General features: G+C 39.1%; 19 protein-coding genes and 1 pseudogene. 9 read left to right on the plus strand and 11 right to left on the minus strand.

Going from position 1 to position 23,146, the window contains the following annotated elements; all coding sequences use genetic code 11:
- Positions 1-103: 103 nt before the first annotated feature.
- Both ahpF and J678_RS17050 read left to right on the plus strand, forming a co-directional pair.
- Entirely contained in the window at positions 104-1,669 is a 1,566-nt protein-coding gene (ahpF, locus tag J678_RS17045; RefSeq protein WP_004887595.1) for an alkyl hydroperoxide reductase subunit F, read from the plus strand.
- A 172-nt stretch (positions 1,670-1,841) separates the two neighbouring features.
- On the plus strand, positions 1,842-2,186 hold the full coding sequence (locus J678_RS17050) for a hypothetical protein (RefSeq protein WP_002156827.1): 345 nt from the start codon (positions 1,842-1,844) through the stop codon (positions 2,184-2,186).
- A gap of 61 nt (positions 2,187-2,247) precedes the next feature.
- Here the strand turns inward: J678_RS17050 and J678_RS17055 are convergent, their stop codons facing one another.
- A complete protein-coding gene (locus J678_RS17055) occupies positions 2,248-2,859 on the minus strand; it encodes a glutathione binding-like protein (protein WP_002156856.1) in 612 nt (203 codons plus the stop codon).
- A 208-nt stretch (positions 2,860-3,067) separates the two neighbouring features.
- Positions 3,068-5,506 carry an ExeM/NucH family extracellular endonuclease gene (locus tag J678_RS17060; protein WP_017393674.1) on the minus strand — a complete coding sequence of 813 codons (2,439 nt, stop codon included), beginning with the start codon at positions 5,504-5,506 and terminating at the stop codon, positions 3,068-3,070.
- Between the two features lie 145 nt (positions 5,507-5,651).
- Here J678_RS17060 and trmB point away from each other — a divergent pair, with 145 nt between their 5' ends.
- Both trmB and J678_RS0104375 read left to right on the plus strand, forming a co-directional pair.
- A complete protein-coding gene (gene trmB, locus J678_RS17065) occupies positions 5,652-6,368 on the plus strand; it encodes a tRNA (guanosine(46)-N7)-methyltransferase TrmB (RefSeq protein ID WP_017393673.1) in 717 nt (238 codons plus the stop codon).
- 171 nt (positions 6,369-6,539) lie between these two features.
- Positions 6,540-7,166: pseudogene (locus tag J678_RS0104375) on the plus strand (glutathione S-transferase family protein).
- A 14-nt stretch (positions 7,167-7,180) separates the two neighbouring features.
- On the opposite strand, the gene J678_RS17070 reads toward J678_RS0104375, so the two are convergent.
- From J678_RS17070 to J678_RS17090, 5 genes are all read right to left on the minus strand, one after another.
- A complete protein-coding gene (locus J678_RS17070; protein WP_017393672.1) occupies positions 7,181-7,960 on the minus strand; it encodes a Rossmann-like and DUF2520 domain-containing protein in 780 nt (259 codons plus the stop codon).
- A 103-nt stretch (positions 7,961-8,063) separates the two neighbouring features.
- Positions 8,064-9,482 carry an OmpA family protein gene (locus tag J678_RS17075; RefSeq protein WP_004709830.1) on the minus strand — a complete coding sequence of 473 codons (1,419 nt, stop codon included), beginning with the start codon at positions 9,480-9,482 and terminating at the stop codon, positions 8,064-8,066.
- Between the two features lie 212 nt (positions 9,483-9,694).
- Positions 9,695-10,930, minus strand: coding sequence for a dihydroorotase (locus J678_RS17080; RefSeq protein ID WP_031997207.1), 1,236 nt, complete (start codon positions 10,928-10,930; stop codon positions 9,695-9,697).
- A gap of 12 nt (positions 10,931-10,942) precedes the next feature.
- Complete coding sequence (locus J678_RS17085) at positions 10,943-11,959, minus strand: aspartate carbamoyltransferase catalytic subunit (RefSeq protein ID WP_002156826.1); 1,017 nt, start codon at positions 11,957-11,959, stop codon at positions 10,943-10,945.
- A gap of 123 nt (positions 11,960-12,082) precedes the next feature.
- Positions 12,083-12,427 (minus strand): hypothetical protein, encoded by a 345-nt coding sequence (locus J678_RS17090; RefSeq protein ID WP_017393670.1) that lies wholly within the window; start codon positions 12,425-12,427, stop codon positions 12,083-12,085.
- Positions 12,428-12,655: 228 nt separating this feature from the next.
- Between J678_RS17090 and rlmKL the strand changes: the two genes are divergently transcribed.
- Positions 12,656-14,860 carry a bifunctional 23S rRNA (guanine(2069)-N(7))-methyltransferase RlmK/23S rRNA (guanine(2445)-N(2))-methyltransferase RlmL gene (gene rlmKL, locus J678_RS17095; RefSeq protein WP_017393669.1) on the plus strand — a complete coding sequence of 735 codons (2,205 nt, stop codon included), beginning with the start codon at positions 12,656-12,658 and terminating at the stop codon, positions 14,858-14,860.
- Positions 14,861-14,884: 24 nt separating this feature from the next.
- Here rlmKL and J678_RS17100 read toward each other — a convergent pair whose 3' ends face one another.
- Positions 14,885-15,301, minus strand: a complete 417-nt coding sequence (locus tag J678_RS17100) for a hypothetical protein (RefSeq protein WP_004709837.1) — start codon at positions 15,299-15,301, stop codon at positions 14,885-14,887.
- Positions 15,302-15,569: 268 nt separating this feature from the next.
- Between J678_RS17100 and J678_RS17105 the strand changes: the two genes are divergently transcribed.
- Positions 15,570-16,058, plus strand: a complete 489-nt coding sequence (locus J678_RS17105) for a CinA family protein (RefSeq protein ID WP_017393668.1) — start codon at positions 15,570-15,572, stop codon at positions 16,056-16,058.
- A 56-nt stretch (positions 16,059-16,114) separates the two neighbouring features.
- Here the strand turns inward: J678_RS17105 and clpB are convergent, their stop codons facing one another.
- Entirely contained in the window at positions 16,115-18,694 is a 2,580-nt protein-coding gene (gene clpB, locus J678_RS17110) for an ATP-dependent chaperone ClpB (RefSeq protein ID WP_002156879.1), read from the minus strand.
- 299 nt (positions 18,695-18,993) lie between these two features.
- On the opposite strand from clpB, the gene J678_RS17115 reads away from it, so the two are divergent.
- Entirely contained in the window at positions 18,994-19,800 is an 807-nt protein-coding gene (locus tag J678_RS17115; RefSeq protein ID WP_017393667.1) for a peptidoglycan DD-metalloendopeptidase family protein, read from the plus strand.
- Here the strand turns inward: J678_RS17115 and J678_RS17120 are convergent.
- A complete protein-coding gene (locus J678_RS17120; RefSeq protein WP_025466154.1) occupies positions 19,797-20,222 on the minus strand; it encodes a GNAT family N-acetyltransferase in 426 nt (141 codons plus the stop codon). The two genes, J678_RS17115 and J678_RS17120, sit on opposite strands and share 4 nt — an antisense overlap.
- A 91-nt stretch (positions 20,223-20,313) precedes the next feature.
- Positions 20,314-20,736, minus strand: a complete 423-nt coding sequence (locus tag J678_RS17125) for an OsmC family protein (protein ID WP_001195082.1) — start codon at positions 20,734-20,736, stop codon at positions 20,314-20,316.
- A 440-nt stretch (positions 20,737-21,176) separates the two neighbouring features.
- On the opposite strand from J678_RS17125, the gene crp reads away from it, so the two are divergent.
- Both crp and J678_RS17135 read left to right on the plus strand, forming a co-directional pair.
- Complete coding sequence (gene crp / locus J678_RS17130; RefSeq protein WP_002156798.1) at positions 21,177-21,884, plus strand: cAMP-activated global transcriptional regulator CRP; 708 nt, start codon at positions 21,177-21,179, stop codon at positions 21,882-21,884.
- A gap of 160 nt (positions 21,885-22,044) precedes the next feature.
- Positions 22,045-23,094 (plus strand): NADP(H)-dependent aldo-keto reductase, encoded by a 1,050-nt coding sequence (locus tag J678_RS17135; RefSeq protein WP_017393665.1) that lies wholly within the window; start codon positions 22,045-22,047, stop codon positions 23,092-23,094.
- Positions 23,095-23,146: the final 52 nt, after the last annotated feature.

The raw sequence follows: 23,146 nt of genomic DNA on the forward strand, positions 1-23,146 counted from the left end.
AAAAAACCGATCAAATACATAAAAACATACTGTTTTACCTATTCATTGTTTTCACGTACTATGCATCTATTGAAAGAATTTGGATGCATTGGAGTAAAAACAGATGTTAGATCAAAACATTAAAACTCAATTAAAAGCTTACCTAGAACGTTTAGAAAGTCCAATCGAATTAGTTGCTGCTTTAGATGAATCAGATAAAGCTGCCCAAATTAAAGAATTAGTAACTGAAATCGCTGAGCTTTCTGACAAAGTGACTGCACGTTTTGACGGTAACAATACACGTCGTCCAAGCTTTGGTGTGGCTAAAGCAGGTGAACAGCCTCGTGTGTTCTTTGCAGGCTTACCAATGGGACATGAGTTTACATCTTTGATCTTGGCTCTGTTACAAGTGTCTGGCTATGCACCTAAGGTGTCAAATGAAGTGCTTAACCAGATTAAAGGTTTAAACCTCAAAGCCAACTTTGATGTATTCGTATCACTTAGCTGTCATAACTGTCCGGACGTGGTACAGGCGCTTAACCTGATTGCCATTTATAACCCGAACACTACAGCAACTATGATTGATGGTGCTTTCTTCCAAGACGAAGTGGAACAACGCAAAATCATGGCTGTACCAATGGTGTTCCAGGACAATGAACACATTGGTCAAGGTCGTATGACGCTTGAAGAGATCGTAGCAAAACTTGATACCAACTCGGCTGAAAAAGATGCAGCAGCACTCAATGCCAAAGATGCCTTTGATGTATTGGTGATTGGTGGTGGACCTGCAGGTGCAACAGCAGCAATCTATGCAGCACGTAAAGGTATTAACACCGGTATCGTGGCTGAACGCTTCGGTGGTCAGGTCATGGATACCATGGACATTGAAAACTTCACTTCTGTGCAAAAGACTCAAGGTCCTAAGTTTGCTGCCGAGATGGAAGCACATGTTCGTGAATATGATGTTGATATCATGAACCTGCAACGTGTCAGCAAAATCACGGGTGCCAACCAAACTGCAAATGGTCTGGTTGAAGTTGAACTTGAAAACGGTGCAAAACTTGAATCGAAAACTGTGATCCTTTCAACAGGTGCACGTTGGAGAGAAATGAATGTACCGGGTGAAGCTGAATACCGTACCCGTGGTGTAGCGTACTGCCCGCACTGTGATGGTCCACTGTTCAAAGGTAAACGTGTTGCCGTGATTGGTGGTGGTAACTCAGGTGTGGAAGCGGCAATTGACCTTGCAGGTATTGTTGAGCATGTAACTCTGGTTGAGTTTGACACTAAACTTCGTGCAGACCAAGTGTTGCAAAACAAGTTAAACAGCTTGCCAAACACCACAGTAATTATGAATGCCTTAAGCACAGAAGTATTGGGTGACGGTTCACAAGTAACCGGTCTTAAATATAAAGACCGTGCGACTGATGAAGAGCATGTGGTCGAGCTTGCAGGGATCTTTGTACAGATTGGTTTACTTCCAAACACTGACTTCTTGAAAGAAAGTGAAGTTGAGTTAACTAATCGTGGCGAGATTATTGTCAATGACCGCAACGAAACCAATGTAAAAGGTGTATTCGCTGCAGGTGACTGTACAACTGTACCTTACAAACAAATCATTATTGCTACAGGTGAAGGCGCTAAAGCATCACTCTCTGCGTTTGATTACATCATCCGTTCTGGGCAATAAAACTGGTTAAATCCTGTTATTGAGCGAAAGCCTAGCATTGCAAAATGCTAGGCTTTTTTAATGTTGAAGTTACAACTTTTTAACAATTTTTGATCTTTATTAATCAGTTACTTTATGTTTATATTTTAGACATCCATAATTTTGGATGCCATGAATTAGAAGGAAAAACACAATGAATAAATTACTTGTTGCTTTAGGTCTTGCTGCGACTGTTGCCCTTGTTGGTTGTAATAAAGAGAAAGCTCCAGAAACTGGTGCGACTACAGGTGAACATTTAGAAAATGCTGCTAAACAAGCAACAGCAGATATTAAATCTGCTGGTGACAAAGCTGCGAGCGATATTGCAACTGCTACAGACAACGCTACAGCTAAGATTGATGCTGCTGCTGACCATGCTGCCGATACTACTGCAAATGCTGCTGCACAAACTGAAGCGACTGCGCGTAAAGCAACTGCTGATACAGCTCAAGCTGTTGAACATGCAGCTGCTGATGTAAAAGAAAAAGCTCAACACTAAGTTATATTCAATATTAAAAAAGCCCCTATTGATTAGGGGCTTTTTTAATGCATCTAAAAGCTTATGAAATTAAACCTTCATCACGCATCGCGATTTGTACAGATTGACGTTCTGCAACTTTATTACGTAGTGCAATAATATTTTTATATGGCGTTAGATCATGCTCAATTGAATTTGACCAATTTGTTAACACAAATAAGTATGCATCAGCTGGACCAAAATTATCATTTACCAAATAGTCATAATCTGACTCAGCCAGATAATTATCGATATATTTTAAAAGACGGTCGATTTCAGCGTAAGCTTTGGTTTTTTCTTCGCTTGTTAACGGTGCGCCAAAAAATACTGCATAGGCGTCATGTAATTCAGAGTTCAAATAACCCAACCATTCCAACACTTTCGCACGGCCTAAGCCTGAAGGAGGAATCAAATCTTGTTTAGGATCATGCTGAGCAAGAAACGGTAAAATCGCCACGTTTTCCGTCAAAATCAAACCTGGGTTAATTTCTAAAGCTGGTACATAGCCCTTTGGATTAATTTCGTAATAATCTGCACCTTTTTCTGTTTTATGTGTTTTTAAATTTACTCGTTCTAAATCAAAATCAACATTAATTTCATTTAAAATAATATGTGCAGCTAAAGAACATGCGCCTGGCGAATAATATAATTTCATATCTGATCCTTCTTATCTTACATTAACGTTTTAAATTGCTTCTAAAAAACCTGCAAGGTTTGTACAATTCCTTAATTGTAAAAAAGCGTAAATTTATAAATTACTTACACTACCTAATATTCTTGAAAAAGTTTGACCTTGCAAGTTGTCTTGCGTGACGATTGTTTAAAATATGATAAAACACATTCCCATCACGCATTTTTTACCGTTAATTACGTTTAAAAAGTTGGCTAATCCATTCCACTAATTGGTTTAGGAAATCCAAAATAGGATTTTTGTTGCCATTATCAGGATGACTTGAACCTTTACCATTTAAATCTAGATCGACAATGACAGGATCATGGTCCGAAGAACGATAAGCATCTTCACCATAAAACAGAGCCTTTTGCTCATCAGTTTTATATTCTTCGTTGTAATCTAGAACAGTTGGTTCATCTGCATTGATATGCCAAGCAAAAGTACGCACTACTTTTGGATATAAATCTGCATCGGCAATTGCATGGTCTAAGTTACCCGCTCCCCCATTACCATTTGCATCACTTGCCACACCAAACACATAGCTATATGCCTGAGCGCCTTGTCCAACCTTAGCATCATTGAGGAGAACCTTATAGTTAGCTTTTTCAAAAGCTAAAATTGGTGCTTCTTTTGCATAGCTATTCATGTCTCCAACGAGTAAAGCATTTTGCTTAGGAACTTGAGTTGGATTTTTCGCTAGCCACTGCACAATTTGGTCAACTGCTTTCACACGGGTTGGATTCCAACATCCTTGACCATCATTTTGATCGGCATCAGTAGAGTTCGCATCTACTCCAGTACAACCTTTTGACTTTAAATGGTTTGGAATAACGGTAAACGTTTTATTACCACGAACAGCTTGGAAAGTTTGTGCTAAGGTTGTTCGGTTTTTATCACCCAAATCAAGCACAACAGGTTTGTTTAAAGGCTTAACACGCTTGCTGTTATAAATAATCGCAACAGCAATAACATCACCACCTAAACGATCCAAATTTTCAGGAATAACATATTTCCAATCAGGACCTAATGCACTGGTTAAATGAGCAATTGCGCTGTTTGGACCATAACCATTATTAGCAATTTCCATCAAACCGTATACGTCAGCATCAATCGCTTTTAATGCACTCACAATTTTACGGTGCTGTTTATCAAACTCTGCTTGTGTGTTTGCACCACGCTCTGTTGGGAAACCTGTTGCACCATTGTCATAGTTCAAAACGTTAAATGAAGCTACACGAATATGATTGGCATTTTTTGTAATGACACTCTGGCGTGGATTTGTTTGAGTAACAACTTCTGGTTGCGTACGTCCAAGCACTGGCTGTACTCGCCAACCATTAAAACGATACTCTAAAATCCCTTCAACATTTTTAAGCTGATAGCCAGAACGCAATGTATTGGCAGCACTAAAATTTGTTGGTAACCATGGCGTACGGTTTTGATTGTTATAACCATCATCAAAGATAATTTTCGATAATAAATTTTTCTGAGCTAAAGCTTTCGCTTCTGGCGACAAGGCAGGATATAAGTTGGTTGGAATATATAAACGGCCTAAACTTAACGATAACTCACCATAACGACCGTAATTATAGTTTTCACTTACCGTTAAAGTCTGAGGTAATTTAACCAACATCCCTTGATAGCGCTGTGGAGAATTGGTTGAACCGCCTGTTAAGCTGGTAAATGGTAACTCTAGACTAATTGGCTGAACCTGATTTGCCATATTAGTATTACAGGTCTGAATATCTTGTTGTAATTGGTCGATCTGTAGTTGATTTTGATAGCTTGTTAAACGACCACGTAAGATGACCTCATCACCAACTTGGCCACCTTTTACCGTGCTGCTATTTGGTATATAAACAAAAATGGCATTGCTTACATTTGCACGTGCTTTAGTGTCAGGTGTTTGAACATAAAAGCCTGAAAAACCATTAGCATAACGATAGTCAGCAGTAATTACGCCACGTACTGTATAGGTTTGATTTTGTGTTGAAGATGCTAAATCGGCAATTGGTGTATCTGAGCTTGAACAACTGACCGTTTGCACAGGCGGTTGAGTAGTCGAACCCGATAGATTTGAAAAATCATTTCGGTTTGCCCATGCTGTCCACGAGTGGTCCAAATCAAATGCTGCGGTTGGGTCAATACTTAAAGCTGGATTTTCAGTTTCAATACGCTTAAAACTATTTCCTAAACTTGAAACGGCTGTTCCCCAACCTGTCTCTGGTCGTTCACCAATACGCCCAAAACGATCGACAGGTGTGCCTTTATAAACGAGTACAACTGCATCATCACCATTAAAAGATAATGCAGCAACCTGATTTACTTTACTACCAAGTTCAGTTTGTAGCTCCGAGCGTCCCACTAAAAACTTCTGCTTACTCGCAAGTGTACCTTGTAAACGGAAAGACACCGTTTTTGCAGTGCCACCATTATTAAACTGTTGAATCTCATAATCGGCTAAGTTAACTGTAGAACCATCCGGGTTATAAATCTCTAAACCCTTTTTATTACTACTACCATCAACATACTGACTAAACATGAGCTGCGCCTGAGCAACAGAGCTATATGAAAATGCACCAAATGCACTTAAAAAAACCGAAAGTGTTCTTAACTGAAAAGTTTTCATGAGTAAAATTGTTCATGTGAGTTTTAATTAGTCTCTTAGATTAAATATTGATCATGACATCTACATGAAGAAAAACACCGAAATATTTGACTTGACCACCTGAAGACTTAAAATACCGCATTTGAATTTCAATATTGCCAAGGTTATGTCGATCGATCAGTTAGAAACGCAAATTGCAGACTTAGACAATTTGCCTGAACACCGTGAAATTGTGACGTTTATGCGTCGTTCAGCACCACTTAATACGTCTCAACGCACGGCATTAGAACAACATCGCGATTTAATTTTGGAATATCCTGTTGGTGACTTACGTCAACACTTTGAACATCCAGAGCGCCCTTTAACTGTTGAAATCGGTTTTGGGATGGGCCGCTCTTTAGTTCTTATGGCTAAAGCAAATCCTGAACGTAACTATGTAGGCATTGAAGTACACGTACCTGGTATTGCCCAATGTTTATATGAAGCAGGTATGGCGGAACTTAAAAACTTACGTGTACTCGATGCAGACGCGATTCAAGTTTTACGTGAAATGCCAGACAACAGTATTAACTGTGTACAACTTTACTTCCCAGACCCTTGGCAAAAGAAACGTCATTTCAAACGCCGTTTTGTTATTCATGAGCGTATGCAACTGGTTGAACAGAAACTTGAGCTTGGTGGTACCTTCCATGCAGCAACAGACTGGGAACCGTATGCAGAATGGATGCTTGATGTACTAGACAACCGTCCAAACCTTGAAAACTTGGCGGGTAAAGGCAATAGCTACCCTCGTCCAGACTGGCGCCCAGTGACTAAGTTTGAACGCCGTGGTATTGAGTCGGGCCATAAGATTAATGACTTTATCTTTAAAAAGATTAAGTAAATAATATAAAAGGCTTAGTAATAAACTAGGCCTTTTCTTTTTAATATCAAAAATAAACATATATCTTATCTATTCTATTTCCACTTATTAATTAATGATTGCCAATCTAAACGAATCTAGCTATTTATAGAGACTGGTACTTGCCATACTAAAAATTACTAAGGACAACACATGTTAAAAATTTTAGGGCGTGATAACTCCATTAATGTTCGCAAAGTCTTATGGCTGTGTGAAGAATTAAATCTTGAATATGAGAGAGAAGATTGGGGACGAGGCTTTCGCTCTGCTCAATCACCTGAATATTTACAATTAAATCCAAATGGTCAAATTCCTGTTGTTTTAGATGGCGATTTAGTCCTTTGGCAGTCCAACAGTATTATCCGTTATCTCGCCAATGCTTACGATAAAGAGCATAAGCTTTACCCTACTCAAGCAAAAGAAAGGTTCTTTGTTGACTAGTGGCTTGATTGGCAAGCGATCGAGCTAAATAACAGCTGGACTTATACGATTATGTCTCTACTTAGACATTCACCAGATCATCAAGACCCTAACTTATTGCAACAAGGTATTGAGAACTGGAATCATCATATGCAGATTCTTGACCAACAACTTGCAAAAACTCAAGCCTATGTTGCAGGTACTGAGTTTACTCTAGCGGATATTCCAATTGGTCTATCCGTACAACGCTGGAAGGCCACTCCTTTTGACCACCCAACACTTAAACATGTCGACCAATATTTTGAACTGTTAAATCAGCGTGCTGTCTTCTTAAAATGGGGCAATAACGGCGAACCTTAATTTTTAAATAAGCTTTAAGCCGAGTGATGGCGCTTCACGATGCCATCACTTAAAAGTTGATAGACCTGTTTTAAATCATCCCGTTCTGCTTGGGCTAATAACCCCTGATGCATTGCCAAAATATTTTGGTCACCCCTTACCGCAGGCCCAGTTTGCATTTGTTTCGGATCATTTTCAGTGGCTTTTTTTGCTGTTTCCACAATTAATGGATAAAGCAAGCTAAAGTCGACTTGTTCTGCATCCACAATCTGTTTAGCCATATCAAAACAGTAGTTACTAAAATTACAAGCAAACACAGCCGCTAAATGTAAAGTTAAACGTTGTTTTGAAGTGTATTGATATACTCGATTACTTAGGCTATTTGCTAAATCAGAAAGTATTACTAAATCATCGTTATTGGTCGCCTCTACAAATAATGGTGTGGCTTGCCAATCGACGTCTCTTTCAAAACTAAAAGTCTGTAAAGGATAAAATACCCCAGCTTTTTTATGAATATTACTAATAACTTCAATATTGGTACTACCCGAAGTATGAACCATAAGCGTTTCTGGAAATAACGCGTGTACTTGCATTGCAAGTTCACTAATAGCACTGTCTGAAACAGCTAAAATAATTAAGTCACTCGCTTGAAACTCTTGAAGAGACTGACATGCTTTTGCTTGAATTTGTTCTGCAAATTTCTGGGTTTTCTCAAAATCACGCGCATAGACTTGTGCGATGTTATGCCCCTTAGCCAAAAGTGCCTTTGCCAAATGAAAAGCAACACGGCCACTTCCTAACAAACTGATTTTCATACCAACCCAACAATATTGATGTTTATAAAAAAAGCTTCTCAAAATGAGAAGCTTTTTTCAAATCAGAATTCAATAAAATCAAACTTTTTTGTGAATCTATTGATTATTGAGCTACTGAAAACTCAATACGACGGTTTTTAAAGCGTCCTTCTTCAGTTGTGTTTTCTGCAACAGGGTTTTCTGAACCATGGCCTTGGGCAACAAGTTTAGATGCATCTACGCCTTTAGAAACCAAGTAATCTACAACGGCTTGAGCACGGCGTTGAGAAAGTGCTTTATTGGCAGCAGCATTACCTGTTGAGTCTGTATGACCACCTACATTTAATTTCACACTAGTCACTTTATTTAACAGTGTTGCAGCTTGGTCAAGAATGGCTTTATTGTCTGCTGGAATTTCACTTGAACCACTCGCAAAGTTAATGATTTGCAAGTTAAGCGCTTTAACTAGAGCATTTACATCTACATTGTTCGGGTCAATTGAGCCTAAAGCAGTTTGTGAAGCAGTTAAGCTATTACTTACAGATTGCTCAGCTGTTTGTGGTGCAGCTGAAACAACTTCAGTATGAGGAACGAGTGCTTTTACTTTTGCAGTTAAAGCTTCTAAAGCTGCGGCATCACCTGCTTTCAAAGTGATTTTGTCACCAACCCATTCTAAAGACGCGTTTGGAACTCCTTTTAATGCACCCAGGACACCTGCTAACGCATCTTTATCGGTAAATGCAGCAGCATAAGTTTGACTGGTATCAACATTACAGTCTTTAGTCCCTGAAAGAACTTTTTTAACTTGCGTTTGTAAAGTTGCCAAGAAGCCCTGATCACCAATGCCTGCCTGACATTGACTTACTGCCCCTTTATCGTCCGTACTTAAAGTTAAAGTAGCAGGTGCAGCTGCTGCGGCCGCTACACCACTTGCAGGAGTAGTCTCGGGTACAGGTGTAGCTTCTTTATGCTGGCAAGAGCGCCATAACCAAGCAATTAATAAACCAAGAATAATAAGCGCAATAATCGGTAAGAAACCACGAGATTTACCAGTCGTTTCCGTTGCCGCTGCAAGCGGAGGTGCAGTTGATGTTGTTACTGATGATAAACCCGCACCAATACCCAATGGAGCTAATAAGCCGACTGCCCACCCTGGTAAATATGAACGAATCGTTTCCGCATGTTGACGTAAATAGTTCACAATGCTTTGTTGATCGCTTCCAGCGACTTCAGAAATCGTATTAAGACTGGGTTTGATCGCACTATTGAGTGTACTTTCAATCTCGGCAGATGGTGCAGTGCCACTTAGGTGTGTTAGTACCGTATTTTTAATTTGGTCATTATGAGAAAAAAGATCGGATAATGATGGAGCTAAACTGTTTTTTAACTGTCCAATAAGATCAGGTTTAGCAGCTAATAATGAAAGTAAAATTGGATAAAACTTAGAGAGCGCGTTAGTTTTTTCGCCTAGGAATCCATCCTGATTATTCAATATTGTTGATGATACTTTTTCTTTAAGCAGTTCTATAGGGTTTATCGACATTGTTTATTCTCCCGAATCTTATACGTCGTAACCAGCAATTTTTTGATTATTCAAATACTTCTCTTTGCTGATAGTTTTTTATTCTAATGCGCTCGAAATCTTTTGTTGTCTTTTAAATAATTTATATACAATTTTCCATCTAGTATTTACAAAACAGGCAGATCATTATGATCTGCCTATTTATATTTTGAATAAGCTTTTAACTGTTAGAACTATACAGCAAAAGTCTGTATCACTTTACCAGTAAGGTTTTGACCCAGTAATGGCGTGTTTTTTCCTTGAGACAAAATAGTGTCTTTAGTTAACGTCCAGCTTAGTTCAGGATCGACTAACACCCACCCAGCTTCAGCTTGCCAACGCGCAGTCATGTTTGCTACCTGTGCAGGAGCACTTGTTACTTTAGTAACCCACTCAAGTGGCTCAAATAAGCCTTCATTAATGAGTTGGATACCTAGAGCTACATAAGTATCAAATGCAGTAATACCAGGTTGGGTTTCAGCAAATGGAGCCATTTTCGCTGAACTGCTTAATGGTTCGTGATGCGTACAAATTGCATCAATTACACCTTGTTTTAAACCTTGGCGTAAAAGCTCTTTATCTTGCTCAGAACGTAATGGTGGACGAACATGTGCAAGTGAGTTAAAGCCATCCGTTAATTGTTCAGTTAAATGTAACTGGTGCATTGCGACGTCGGCAGTAACAGGTAAACCTTTCGCTTTTGCTGCACGAATTAATTCAACCGACGCACCGCAAGATAATAAGCCAAAGTGAGCTTTGACACCTGTCGCTTCAATCATAAGCAGGTATTTAGCAATCGCTACAGTTTCAGCAATTGCCGGAATCATTGGTAAACCTTGACGCGATGCGATAAAGCCTTCATGAGCACAGCCATCTTTAGCAAGTTGCGGTTCTTCAGCATAGAACACGACTGTTAAACCAAGACCAGCGGCATACTCTAATGTACGAACAACAACATCATCATTTTCAAAAGCAGCATTTGCATTTGAAACAGCAGTACCCCCCCCCTTTTTAAGCCCTGCCATATTTGCTGGTTGTTTACCATTTAGGCCTTGGGTCTGAGCACCAATAATATGCAGGTGAATACCGCCGTCGTGCCAAGCCTTTTCAATCAAACCATGAATGAGGGCACCATTGTCTTGCACAATTGGCTTTGAGTCTGGTGGGGTAATCACGTGCAAAATACCATTGGCACGTGCAGCCTTTCCTTCAGACTTAAGCGTACCATGCTGCTGTTGACCCGGTTCACGTAAACGTGCACACAAATCAACCATGGTCGGCATTAACCATTTGCCTTGCCCATCAATAGTTTGTTCAACTTGTTCGACTGGAGCAACGAGCTTACCGTCTTGAATATATACAGTTTGTACGCTATCTGTTTTTTGGATTGGGTCTAACACACGTACATTTTCAATTTTTACAATACTCATGTGATCCATTCCTTACAACGCAATCGCTTCAATTAAACCTTGTTCTTGCAGTTGCCCTTGCATAGACAACGCCAGTACAGCCATACGAACTGCAATACCGTTAGTAACCTGTTTTAAAATCACAGACTGGTCACCATCGGCAATACTCGAATCAATTTCTACACCGCGGTTCATTGGTCCCGGATGCATAACAATACAGTCCGGTTTAGCTAAACTTAGGCGCTCTTTGTTTAAGCCATACATTCTATAAAATTCAGATTGCGAAGATAACGCTGGTGAATCAATACGCTCATTTTGAATACGTAGCGCAATAATCACATCACAACCAGTGACGCCTTCATCCATGTTATTGAACAAACGAACATGGTCACCGTATTCTGAAAAGCCAACTGGTAATAATGTATTTGGTGCAATTACACGAATGTCTTTACATCCAAGAGTTTGAAGTGCAGCCACATCTGAACGTGCCACACGGGAATGTTTAATGTCACCAATAATCGCAACACTCAAATCTTCAAATGGTTTTTTCGTCTCACGGCGAATTGTGAGCATATCGAGCATCGCTTGCGTTGGATGGGCATGACGTCCATCTCCGGCATTAATAATTGCGACTTTTGGACATACATCTTTAGCAATGAAATGTGCAGCACCCGAAGATGAATGGCGAACTACAAAAATATCGGCAGCCATTGCTTCGAGGTTCCAAAGTGTATCTCGTAAAGTCTCACCTTTTGACGTGCTTGAACGTGCTATATCAATGTTTAATACATTGGCAGACAAACGTTTTGCTGCTGCTTCAAAAGTAGTACGGGTACGTGTGGAGTTTTCAAAGAAGAGATTCATCACCGTCCGTCCTTCTAAAAGCGGGCGGTTAATTAAATTATTATTATCGTCTAAAAAGCTTTGAGCGGTATCTAAAATCTTAGTGAGGTTTTCTTTTGAAAGGCCCTCAATCGTTAAAAAATGTTTTAAATTTCCGTCTTGATTGAGCTGAACCTGGCTCGGTTGATGCAATGCTGCAATATGCATAATGGATTCCTATGGGTCGAATCGCGAAAACGTGCATAGTGTAGCTGAATTCCATCTTTTTCGCAGAAGAACTTTACAGAATAAGACCCTAAATTGACCAGAAAATTTAGGGCCATGCCGAAATTACCTTAAAGCACCAATATAATGGTGCGGAACTTGTGCCCGATAAATGTCTTCAGCCGTGATTTCTTTTTCTTCGTTTAACTGAACATTTTCCGCGATTTGTTTTTGAGGAAGCTCTGGTATGGTGTCAGTCAATGAATTTAATCGTTCAACATAACGTTTTAATTCATCGTCATCTGTTTCCAAAGCCAGCGCTATTACATACTTTGCGTAATCTTTATTTTGGACCACATACAATGCATCTATGACCCGTCCTGTGACCCTACGCATACGCACATATATTTGTGTGGACACTGAAAAAGCTTCCGCATTGGCTACAAAACCATTCCCCATCATATCTTTCATTTATATTCCCCTATGCTTTCAAATCATAAAATTGGTTAAAAACCATTTAATAAATAAGCTTTACTCATAGAGGTTTAGCAAAATACATACCAGTTTATAGGATTTAAGCTTTAAAAATCAGTTTATTGGTTGCCAAGTGATAGGTTGCAATAATTTAAAAACCTTTACACATCAAAATAAGTTAAACTTTGCATCGTTAATATTTATATGTTTTGGTCAATCGAGTTTATGAATACCTCTTTACGTTTAAACCACTATTGGATTACTTGTGCTGATGGTTTAGAAAGCCTCTTACAAGAAGAAATAGAACAGCTTGGCACCAAAGTGACAGAACGTAAAGCTGGACGTTTAATCATTGAAGGAACACTTGAACATGCTTATCGTATTTGCATGTGGTCACGTCTTGCCTCTCGTGTTTTACTTCCAATCCATACTTTTGAACTTGAACATACACATGATGCACGTGATGTAGCGGAAGAGCTTTACGAAGGTGCAATGAGCTTTGACTGGTCACTTATTTTTGCACCACAAAGTACCTTTGCTATTCGCTTACATGCAGAGCGTGAAATTAAAGTTAATACCCAATTTGCAACGCTTAGAGCAAAAGACGGTGTAGTCGATTCCTTTATGGAAGCTGTGGGCCGTCGTCCAAGTATTGATACTAAACAACCAGAAATTACGTTATATGTACTTGCTGGCAAGACTGAACATACTTATTGTCTAGATTTATCTGGTGACTCATTACATAAACGCGGCTACCGTCGTTACATGACAGATGCACCGATTAAAGAAAACCTAGCTGCCGCAATTTTACAAAAAGCCAAACTTAAAGAACGTAATCCAGAGCTTGTATTCGACCCGATGTGTGGTTCAGGTACATTTATCATTGAAGCATTAATGATTTTAACTGACCGCGCACCTGGTCTTGTTCGCCGTTTTGGCTTTAATGGCTGGCATGGGCATGACCGTGAACTTTGGCTTTCTCTCAAAGCTGAAGCAGCAGAACGTCATGAAAAAGCTCTTGAGCAACCACTACCTAAGTTCTATGCGTTTGATGCTGACTGGGAAGCTGTAAAAGCAACTCGTGAAAATATTATTGCAGCAGGCTTTGAAAAGCTATTAGGCCAAATTCAAATTGAAGAACGTACTTTAGCTGACTGGCCAGATTTTGCTGCTGAAAAGAAAACAGCTTTTATTGTGACTAACCCTCCATATGGCGAACGTTTAGGTGATAAAGCATCAAATCGCTCTCTTTACTTAGGGTTATCGGCACTTTTACAAAAACATTTCCCAAATCAATATGCAGCAATTATTGCAGCTCAAATTGAACAAGCAGATGTTTTAGCTTTTGAAGCGCCTGAAACTTTACGTTTAATGAATGGTAAGTTACCAATTTACATTCGTTTCGGTGCAATCAAACCAGAAAAAGTAACACAGCCATTCTTAGCAACTTGGCAAGCTCAACCAGTTGAAATAGAAGAAGCTCAAGATTTTGCGAACCGTTTGCAAAAAAATATGACTGCTTTGAAAAAATGGGCTACTAAAGAAAATATTTACTGCTTACGTTTATATGATGCTGACTTACCTGACTTTAACGTCGCTGTAGATTTATATGGCGATCGCTTACATGTTCAGGAATATGCGCCACCAAAAACAATCGATCCTGAGAAAGCAAAAAAACGTTTTAATTTAGCGCTTGCTGTAATTCGTGCTGTTACCGGTTTAAACCGCGATGCCATTTTTATTAAGACACGTGCTCGCCAGACAGGTACTAACCAATATACGAAACAAAGCACAGCTTCAAAACGTTTTATCGTTCAAGAAGGTAAGGCTAAAATTTTAGTAAACCTGACTGACTATCTTGATACAGGTTTATTCCTTGACCACCGTCAAATGCGTCTACGTATTGCTCAAGAAGCTCGTGGTAAACACTTCCTGAACTTATATAGTTATACATCTACAGCCAGTTTACATGCGGCTTTAGGCGGTGCTGCAAGTACTACAAGTGTCGACTTATCGAACACGTACTTGAGCTGGTCTAAAGAAAACTTCGTTTTAAATGGTTTAACTGTAGATCATGCAGATGAACAACACATGTTCTTTGCAAGTGACTGTTTTGAATGGTTAAAAGAAGGTCACGAACAATACGATCTTATCTTTATTGACCCTCCTACCTTCTCTAACTCTAAAAAGTTCTACGGTACTTTTGACGTACAACGCGACCATGTTTCTCTTATTAAACGTGCAATGAACCGTTTAACAAGTGAAGGTACGCTTTACTTCTCAAATAACTACCGTGGCTTTGAGATGGATGAAGAAATTGAAGCGCTATACGACGTTGAAGAAATTACGTCTGAAACAATTGGCCCCGATTTTAAACGTAATCAAAAAATCCACCGTGCATGGAAAATTCAGCATTTAGGATTGAACTGATATAAATTTGGCGGGAAGTTATCATTACTTTACGGTAATGATAACTTCACCATGTACATTCTTTGGCTCAAACTCATAACGTGTAAAGCGGTCCGCTCGGTCTGGTAGTGCAACCATTTCTAATTTTTTCTTTTCTTTAATATCTATTACCTGATTTTGTTTTTGTTCTTGATAAGGTGATAACACACTCGACCTTAGTGAGTTCCAACGAACTTCTTGCAAATAGTTATCGCCTAATTCTTTGCGAGCTTGGTGCTGCTCTATTTCAGTTTTTTGTGCATCATCTTGAGCCTTAGCAATAATGACGGGTAAAGATGTGGTTACCGCACCTGTTTGAGTGGCTAGCGCACTTTCTGTCATTGGTTGTGCTGCCCAGGCATTTGATAATAATACAAACACCCCGTTCAAAACTCCCAGCATATACCCTTGCTTATTATTCATTACCTACTTCCTAAAATTGTTATTGTTCGTTATATGAAATCAAACTAGCAACTTTTTAACCTTGTCGCAATGTTATAAAGAAACTTCCCGATAATTAGCATTGATCATTTTAAAATCTGAAATTCTTCACAGGCTTTTTGTGAATATTCAAGTATTTTTATAGATTGTTATCTCAGACTTGCACCATAACTCCACATCCCTTACTGTGATTTTATAATGTATTTGTATTTAGATTTATTCATAAATAAACACCATACGAGGTGGAATAATGCTTCAGCAATGCTGTCAATTATTAGAAGATCTTCAACTTAAAGTTGCATTTATTGAAAGTGCCAGTTCAGGTTACTTAACCAGTCAGTTTTCGATTCATAAAAATAGTGGTGCTGATATTTTACTGGGCGGATTAGTGAGTTATGACCCCAGTATTAAAATCAGTGTTTTAAAAGTTGATCCAAAGTTAATCGAAACCTACACAGCAGAATCACCACAAGTAACTGAAGAAATGTGTAGGCTTGGTCAAACCCTATTTCAACAAGCCGATATTATTGTAAGTTGTACAGGTTTACTCAAACATGGCGGAAGTGAAACCACGGAAAAACCTGTAGGTACTTTTTTTATTTGTATTTCTTATCTAGGACGTATTTATCATTACCATTATTTTTTATCAGGGCATGCCGAACAAAAACTTAAAACTCTCACGCAAAAAGTGGCAGACTCAATTATTGCGCTTATATCTTCAAATCAGCATAAAAGTTAAATATAAAAAAAGAGAATATGTTTCCATATTCTCTTTTCGGTTTTAGCAGAACAAACTTAGCTGAGTTTCATTTTATCAAAGACTAAGTGACCATGCTCACCTTTAACTAAAATGGTATCACCTGCAACAAACTCACCTGACAAGATTTTTTGAGCCAAAGTGTTTTCAACCTGTTGTTGAATTGCACGTTTTAATGGACGTGCTCCGTATACAGGATCGAAACCAGCATCAATCAATAAGTCAAATGCACTGTCATCTACAGTTAAGCTCATATCACGATCAACAAGACGTGAACGTAAACGATCTAACTGAATATCTGCAATACCACGAATCTGTGCTTTTTTGAGTGAATGGAAAATCACAAGCTCATCAATCCGGTTAATAAATTCCGGACGGAAATGCTGACTTACCGCATTCATCACGACTGTACGCACTTCATCATCAGTTGCACCTTCGCCAAGCTCACGTACATCTTGTGAACCCAAGTTCGATGTCATCACAATAACCGTGTTTTTGAAGTCCACTACTCGACCTTGTGAGTCGGTTAAGCGTCCGTCATCCAACACTTGGAGCAAGATATTGAAAACATCTGGATGCGCTTTTTCAACCTCATCAAACAACACCACGCTATATGGTTTACGGCGAACAGCTTCGGTTAAAACACCGCCCTCTTCATAACCTACATAGCCCGGAGGCGCACCAACTAAACGGCTGACAGAATGTTTCTCCATGAATTCACTCATATCGATACGAATCATGGCATCATCACTATCAAACAAGAAGTTAGCTAAAGCTTTAGTTAACTCAGTTTTACCAACACCCGTTGGTCCTAAGAACAAGAATGATCCGCTAGGACGATTCGGGTCAGACAAACCAGCACGCGAACGACGTACTGCATTCGATACCGCAACAACTGCTTCATCTTGTCCTACAACACGGTCATGCAAGAACTCTTCCATATGAAGGAGTTTTTCACGCTCGCCTTGCATCATTTTCGCAACCGGAATACCCGTTGCAGCACTAACGACTTCGGCAATTTCATTTTCAGTCACTTTAGTACGAATGAGTTTTGGCTCTTCGTTTTCTTCAGCAACTTCGTCTTGCTCAAGCTGTTTTTGCAATTCTGGAATAACGCCATATTGTAAACGTGCTGCTTCGGCCAAATCGCCTTCACGCTGAGCTTTCTCAAAAGCAATACGTGCTTTATCAAGTTCAACCTGAGCTTGTTTAGTGCCTTCTACCAAAGTTTTTTCAGATTTCCACACTTCTTCGAGATCGTTATATTCTTTCTGAACTTCAGCGATCTGTTTTTCAAGATGAGTAACTTCGGCCTTACTGCCTGCATCTTCATCTTTTTTCACCGCTTCCAACTGCATTTTCAACTGGATTAAACGGCGATCGAGCTTATCAAGTGCTTCAGGTTTAGAGTCAATCTCCATTTTGATACGAGAAGCTGCCTCATCAATCAGGTCAATCGCCTTGTCTGGTAATTGACGGTCTGTAATATAACGATGAGACATTTTCGCTGCTGCAATAATCGCTGAGTCTAAAATTTGTACACCATGGTGAGTAGCATACTTTTCTTTTAGACCACGTAAAATCGCAATGGTATCTTCAACGCTTGGTTCATCAACCAGAACTTTCTGGAAACGACGTTCTAAAGCGGCATCTTTTTCAATGTATTGACGATATTCATCTAAGGTTGTTGCACCCACACAGCGCAGTTCACCACGAGCCAACGCAGGTTTTAACATATTACCTGCATCCATCGCGCCGTCACCTTTACCAGCACCAACGAGTGTATGTAACTCGTCAATGAATAAGATGATTTCGCCTTCGTGTTTCGCCAAATCTTTTAAAACAGCTTTTAAACGTTCTTCAAACTCACCACGATACTTAGCACCTGCAAGTAATGAGCCTAAATCTAGTGATAAAACACGTTTATTCTTTAAGCCTTCTGGCACTTCACCATTGACAATACGCTGTGCTAAGCCTTCAACAATAGCGGTTTTACCAACACCCGGCTCACCGATGAGTACAGGGTTGTTTTTTGTACGACGTGACAAGACCTGAATAGTGCGTCGAATTTCATCATCACGTCCAATGACCGGATCAAGTTTCCCTGATAAAGCCCGCTCAGTTAAATCAATCGTATATTTATTAAGTGAGTCACGTTGGTCTTCGTGATTATTACTCATGACTTTGTCACTACCTCGAATATGTTCAATTACTTTGCGTAAGCTGTCGGGAGTTACACCTACGGCACTTAAAATATTTTTTGTTTCGCCAGTTTCTGCTAAGCCTAATAAAACCCAGTCAGTCGACAAAAATTCATCGCCAGCTTTTTGCGCATATCGATCTGCCAAGTTAAGCGCTTTAACTGCTTCAGGGTTTAAATTGACATCACCCGTCGGGTTAGCAATAGTCGGAGCATCTTTTAAAGCCTGCTCTAGCTTTTGTTTAAGTTCAGGTAACCGTGCACCTGCTTGTTGCAACAAACTAATATTGGACGGCTCTTCTAATAAGGTACTCAAAATATGAATACCTGCTATAGCCGTATGGTCTTTACCCATTGCTAAGGATTGAGCATCTGAGAGGGCTTGCTGCAAGCGGTTCGTAAATTTTTCAAATCGCATTCTTGTTATTCCTCACAACAAATTCGTACTTGTGTAATAGATGGGAACACTTTTTCGGATTTCAAATAATTTTTTATATATTTTTCATGATCTTATAAAAAATACTATGAGCAAAACTCGATTATAATATGGGTTTGTTTTGTATATATTTCAAGTACACTTCAGCTACATTTTATTAAATCGCTTAAATATTTATATTTGGTTTCGTCTGTTCCACTCTTTTCACAAAGTCTTCATTGAGAATTCCAAAAATAGGAATTAATTTATTAGGCTAATTCCATCCTGTTTTTGAAATTAAAATGCGTTTAAAACATATTATATTAACAACTTGTCTTTTTAGCTCGACTCTAGCAATAGCAGAGTTACCCCAAGACTCAAGAAGACCCGGTGGAATTGCAGTCGTTCCATTATCGACCGATATTACTCAAGTCACTTTTCAACATAAACCCGTTTTAATCAGTCAAGAAGGCCATCAACGTTATGCTGTAGTAGGTATTCCATTATCTACACCACTCGGCAGCATTCAGCTTGATACCAATAAAGCGCCTATTCAAATAGAAGTTAAGTCTTATCCTTATGCTGAGCAAAGGATTAAAGTTACCAATCAAGACTATGTGAACCCCAACCAAAGTCAATTAGACCGCTATGCTCAAGAAGCGAAAGAACAAAATGAGGTTTATAGTTCTTTCACAACAAGTTCATGGCAAAGCTTGCCTAAATTTATACGTCCAACTTCGGGAAAATTTACCAACTCTTTTGGAAGAAAACGTTTCTTCAATGGTGAAGAACGTGCACCTCATTCAGGTCTGGATATTCCAGCACCAATAGGTCAAAAAGTAGTTGCTCCAGCAGATGGTGTAGTCGTTCAAACAGGACACTATTTCTTTAATGGACAAACTGTATTAATTGATCACGGCCAAGGCTTAATTAGCATGTTTTGCCATTTAAGCGAGATAAAAGTAGAAAAAGGTCAGCGTATCCATCAAGGTGAAGTACTCGGCTTAGTCGGTAAAACAGGCCGTGTAACAGGACCACATTTACATTGGGGAATGAGCCTTAACAATGCTCGGGTAGACCCTCAACTTTTTTTAAATCCAGCTCATTAATTTAAAGCTTTACGAAAGTACTTTGGCGCCTCGACATAACCTTCTCTTAGGTAAAATTGATGCGCTAAAGGCCTTTGCAATCCTGAGTGCAGTTCCATCCGGTCACAACCACGTTGCCTTGCCAACCGTTCTGCTTCTTGTACAAGCAAATGCCCCACTCCTTTACTACGCATATTCTCGTCAACACACAAATAACATATTTTGGCAAAGTCCCCTTTTAAGGCAATTTGCGGAATAAAATAAAGTGATAAAACTCCATATACATTTAAATCGTCGGCTGCGACCAATGTAATTGCGTTAGAATCTTTACTTAATCTTTGGAATTGCTCCTCAATCAATCTTAATGGCTGTGAATATCCCATTTGTTTCAGTAAGTGACATATGAATTCGGTATCCTTTGATTGAGCTAAACGAATATTCACCCAACATTCTCCTTTTATTTTTTGAATTGTTCTTATCATAAAAAAAGCCAACATGACTGTTAGCTTTTCTTTTCAGGTGTTCCACATAAAATTATGCAGCTTCAATAATCTCAAAATCGTGGGTAATTTCTACGCCACCATCAGAAAGCATTTTACTTGCTGAACAATATTTTTCAGCTGATAGCTCTACTGCTTTTGCAACCTGTTTTTCTTTTACGGCTTTACCTGTCACTACAAAGTGCAAATGAATTTTAGTGAAAACGGCTGGAATTGCATCTGCTCGCTCAGCTTTAAGCTGACATACGACATTCGTCACATCTTGACGAGATTTCTTTAAAATAGTCACAATATCAAACGAAGCACACCCACCAAGTCCCATTAATATCAATTCCATAGGACGTGGTCCACGGTTTTCGCCACCATACTCAGGTGAGCCATCCATCACTACACTATGACCACTCTCTGATTTCGCTTCAAAAGCAACATTCTCTAGCCAATGTACACTTGTTTGCATTGCAACTACCCAAAAAAAATTATAAATTTAAGCAGGGTCTGTTGACATTTCATCTATGGATTGCGTAATAGCTAAAAATTAATCCAAATAAAAACGCAAAACACAGACAAGGGCAATCCTTTGTCCCGTTTTGTAAAAAAGTTTGTTAAATTTCAGCCAAAATCTGAGGTGCGATTTAAGCATTTTAGGTGCAGCGCAAGACCAGATTTTTTTGTGCGTTTCGTTGTTAAGCTCTATTTATTTAGAATGACTAAATTCCATAGTTCTTGCTTCGTAACGTCTAGAAAAATCGTCTTATGTCGCAACCATCTGTGAAATGTCAACAGGCCCTTGTTTTGTACACTAACATAAAATGAGTTGATAAGGAATTTCATCTCTTCTGTGTAATAGCTCATCTCGAGCTTGTGTGAATTGTTTACCCTATTCGGAACATATCAAGCATGACTTCAAATTTTTCACAACTCAGCACAGATGCTTTATCTCCGGGGCAACTACCTGAATCCGTTAAAGCATTGTTAAAGCGTGCTCACATCAACAGATATCCAAAACGAACCACAATTGTTGATGCCGGAACAGAGTCAAAATCTTTATATTTAATTTTAAAAGGCTCAGTTTCAATTATTTTACGTGAAGATGATGAGCGTGAAATTGTTGTGGCATATTTGAATCCTGGTGACTTCTTTGGGGAAATGGGGCTTTTCGAACCGAACCCTCAACGTACAGCTGAAGTTCGTACCCGTGATGTCTGTGAAATTGCAGAAATTTCATATGACAACTTCCATGAACTGAGCAAACAGTATCCAGATCTCAGCTATGCCGTTTTCGCGCAACTTGTTCGTCGTTTAAAAAATACAACTCGTAAAATGACTGACCTTGCCTTCATTGATGTGTCTGGTCGTATTGCGCGTTGCTTAATCGACTTATCTTCACAACCAGAGGCAATGATTTTGCCGAATGGTCGTCAAATTCGTATTACCCGTCAAGAAATTGGACGTATTGTCGGTTGTTCACGAGAAATGGTTGGCCGTGTATTAAAGACCTTAGAAGATCAAGGTATGATCCAAACCGATGGTAAGGCTATTCTTATTTTTGATGCATCATTAGAAGAAACTCCTGTCACTGACGAAGACTATGATGACGAAGAATAATTATTCGTAATGATTTAATAAAGAGCAAACTTCGGTTTGCTTTTTTTATATGCAACAATGAGTTAATACACAAAGCTTACAAACTATTCTGTTTTTATGATTTAAGTTGAATACATATTTTCCGTTAGGCTAACTTAAAATTTCTCAAGGATTTCGCAGTATGCAATTCAAACCACTTGGTCACACTGGCATTAACCTTCCAGAAATTTGCTTAGGTACTATGACATTTGGTGAGCAAAACACTCAACAAGAAGCTTTCGAACAACTCAATTACGCTTTAGAGCACGGTTTATATTTTTGGGATACGGCAGAGATGTATTCCGTACCCCCTAAACCAGAAACATATGGTGCGACTGAAACCATTTTAGGCAATTGGTTTGCACAACATGGTCAACGTGACAAAGTATTCCTTGCTTCAAAAATTGCAGGTCCCGGCTTTGGTGGAACTCATATTCGAGAAGGTCATACCAAGTTTAATAGTGAACATATTTCACAAGCGATTGATGGTTCTCTTAAACGCCTCCAAACAGACTATATTGATCTCTACCAATTACACTGGCCAGAACGTCATACCAACTTTTTTGGCACGCTCGCTTATGGTAATCAGCAGGCCCAAAATGATTATGATACTACTCCCTTAGAAGAAACATTACTCGCTCTTCAAAAAGAGATTAATCGAGGACGTATTCGTTATATCGGCTTATCTAATGAAACGCCTTGGGGCACTATGAAGTTTTTACAGCTTGCTGAAAATTTAGGTGTAAGTAAATTTGTGAGTGTGCAAAACCCCTATAGCCTGCTTAATCGTACTTATGAAATCGGTATGTCTGAGATTGCTAAATATGAAGATGTAGGATTACTTGCATACTCTCCTCTTGCTTTTGGTTACTTAACTGGTAAGTTTAGAAATGGGGCACGTCCTGCGAATGCTCGCGTTACTCTATTTCCACGCTTTAGTCGCTATAGCAATCCACAAAGTGAATGGGCAACGGAACAATATGCACAGCTCGCTGAAAAGCATGGTTTAAGCCTGACTCAATTGGCTCTAGCCTTTATTAAACAGCAATTCTTTGTGACAAGTACAATTATTGGTGCGACTAGCTTAGATCAGCTCAAAGAGAATATTCAGGCTTTTGAAATTGAGCTTTCACCAGAAATTTTACAAGGCATAGAAGCTATTCATGTACAACAGCCTAATCCTGCCCCTTAAAAACAAAAAAACGGATGCTTAAGCATCCGTTTTTATACTTATATTAAAGTTT

Origin of the sequence: Acinetobacter sp. 1424608 (genome assembly GCF_000588255.1) — a bacterium.
GTDB classification, from domain to species: domain Bacteria; phylum Pseudomonadota; class Gammaproteobacteria; order Pseudomonadales; family Moraxellaceae; genus Acinetobacter; species Acinetobacter nosocomialis.

Excerpts from the sequence above, each read along its gene's own strand:
- ahpF (WP_004887595.1), top strand. The coding sequence starts at position 104 with ATGTTAGATCAAAACATTAAAACTCAATTAAAAGCTTACCTAGAACGT.
- J678_RS17050 (WP_002156827.1), top strand. The coding sequence starts at position 1,842 with ATGAATAAATTACTTGTTGCTTTAGGTCTTGCTGCGACTGTTGCCCTT.
- J678_RS17055 (WP_002156856.1), bottom strand. The coding sequence starts at position 2,859 with ATGAAATTATATTATTCGCCAGGCGCATGTTCTTTAGCTGCACATATT.
- J678_RS17060 (WP_017393674.1), bottom strand. The coding sequence starts at position 5,506 with ATGAAAACTTTTCAGTTAAGAACACTTTCGGTTTTTTTAAGTGCATTT.
- trmB (WP_017393673.1), top strand. The coding sequence starts at position 5,652 with ATGTCGATCGATCAGTTAGAAACGCAAATTGCAGACTTAGACAATTTG.
- J678_RS17070 (WP_017393672.1), bottom strand. The coding sequence starts at position 7,960 with ATGAAAATCAGTTTGTTAGGAAGTGGCCGTGTTGCTTTTCATTTGGCA.
- J678_RS17075 (WP_004709830.1), bottom strand. The coding sequence starts at position 9,482 with ATGTCGATAAACCCTATAGAACTGCTTAAAGAAAAAGTATCATCAACA.
- J678_RS17080 (WP_031997207.1), bottom strand. The coding sequence starts at position 10,930 with ATGAGTATTGTAAAAATTGAAAATGTACGTGTGTTAGACCCAATCCAA.
- J678_RS17085 (WP_002156826.1), bottom strand. The coding sequence starts at position 11,959 with ATGCATATTGCAGCATTGCATCAACCGAGCCAGGTTCAGCTCAATCAA.
- J678_RS17090 (WP_017393670.1), bottom strand. The coding sequence starts at position 12,427 with ATGAAAGATATGATGGGGAATGGTTTTGTAGCCAATGCGGAAGCTTTT.
- rlmKL (WP_017393669.1), top strand. The coding sequence starts at position 12,656 with ATGAATACCTCTTTACGTTTAAACCACTATTGGATTACTTGTGCTGAT.
- J678_RS17100 (WP_004709837.1), bottom strand. The coding sequence starts at position 15,301 with ATGAATAATAAGCAAGGGTATATGCTGGGAGTTTTGAACGGGGTGTTT.
- J678_RS17105 (WP_017393668.1), top strand. The coding sequence starts at position 15,570 with ATGCTTCAGCAATGCTGTCAATTATTAGAAGATCTTCAACTTAAAGTT.
- clpB (WP_002156879.1), bottom strand. The coding sequence starts at position 18,694 with ATGCGATTTGAAAAATTTACGAACCGCTTGCAGCAAGCCCTCTCAGAT.
- J678_RS17115 (WP_017393667.1), top strand. The coding sequence starts at position 18,994 with ATGCGTTTAAAACATATTATATTAACAACTTGTCTTTTTAGCTCGACT.
- J678_RS17125 (WP_001195082.1), bottom strand. The coding sequence starts at position 20,736 with ATGCAAACAAGTGTACATTGGCTAGAGAATGTTGCTTTTGAAGCGAAA.
- crp (WP_002156798.1), top strand. The coding sequence starts at position 21,177 with ATGACTTCAAATTTTTCACAACTCAGCACAGATGCTTTATCTCCGGGG.
- J678_RS17135 (WP_017393665.1), top strand. The coding sequence starts at position 22,045 with ATGCAATTCAAACCACTTGGTCACACTGGCATTAACCTTCCAGAAATT.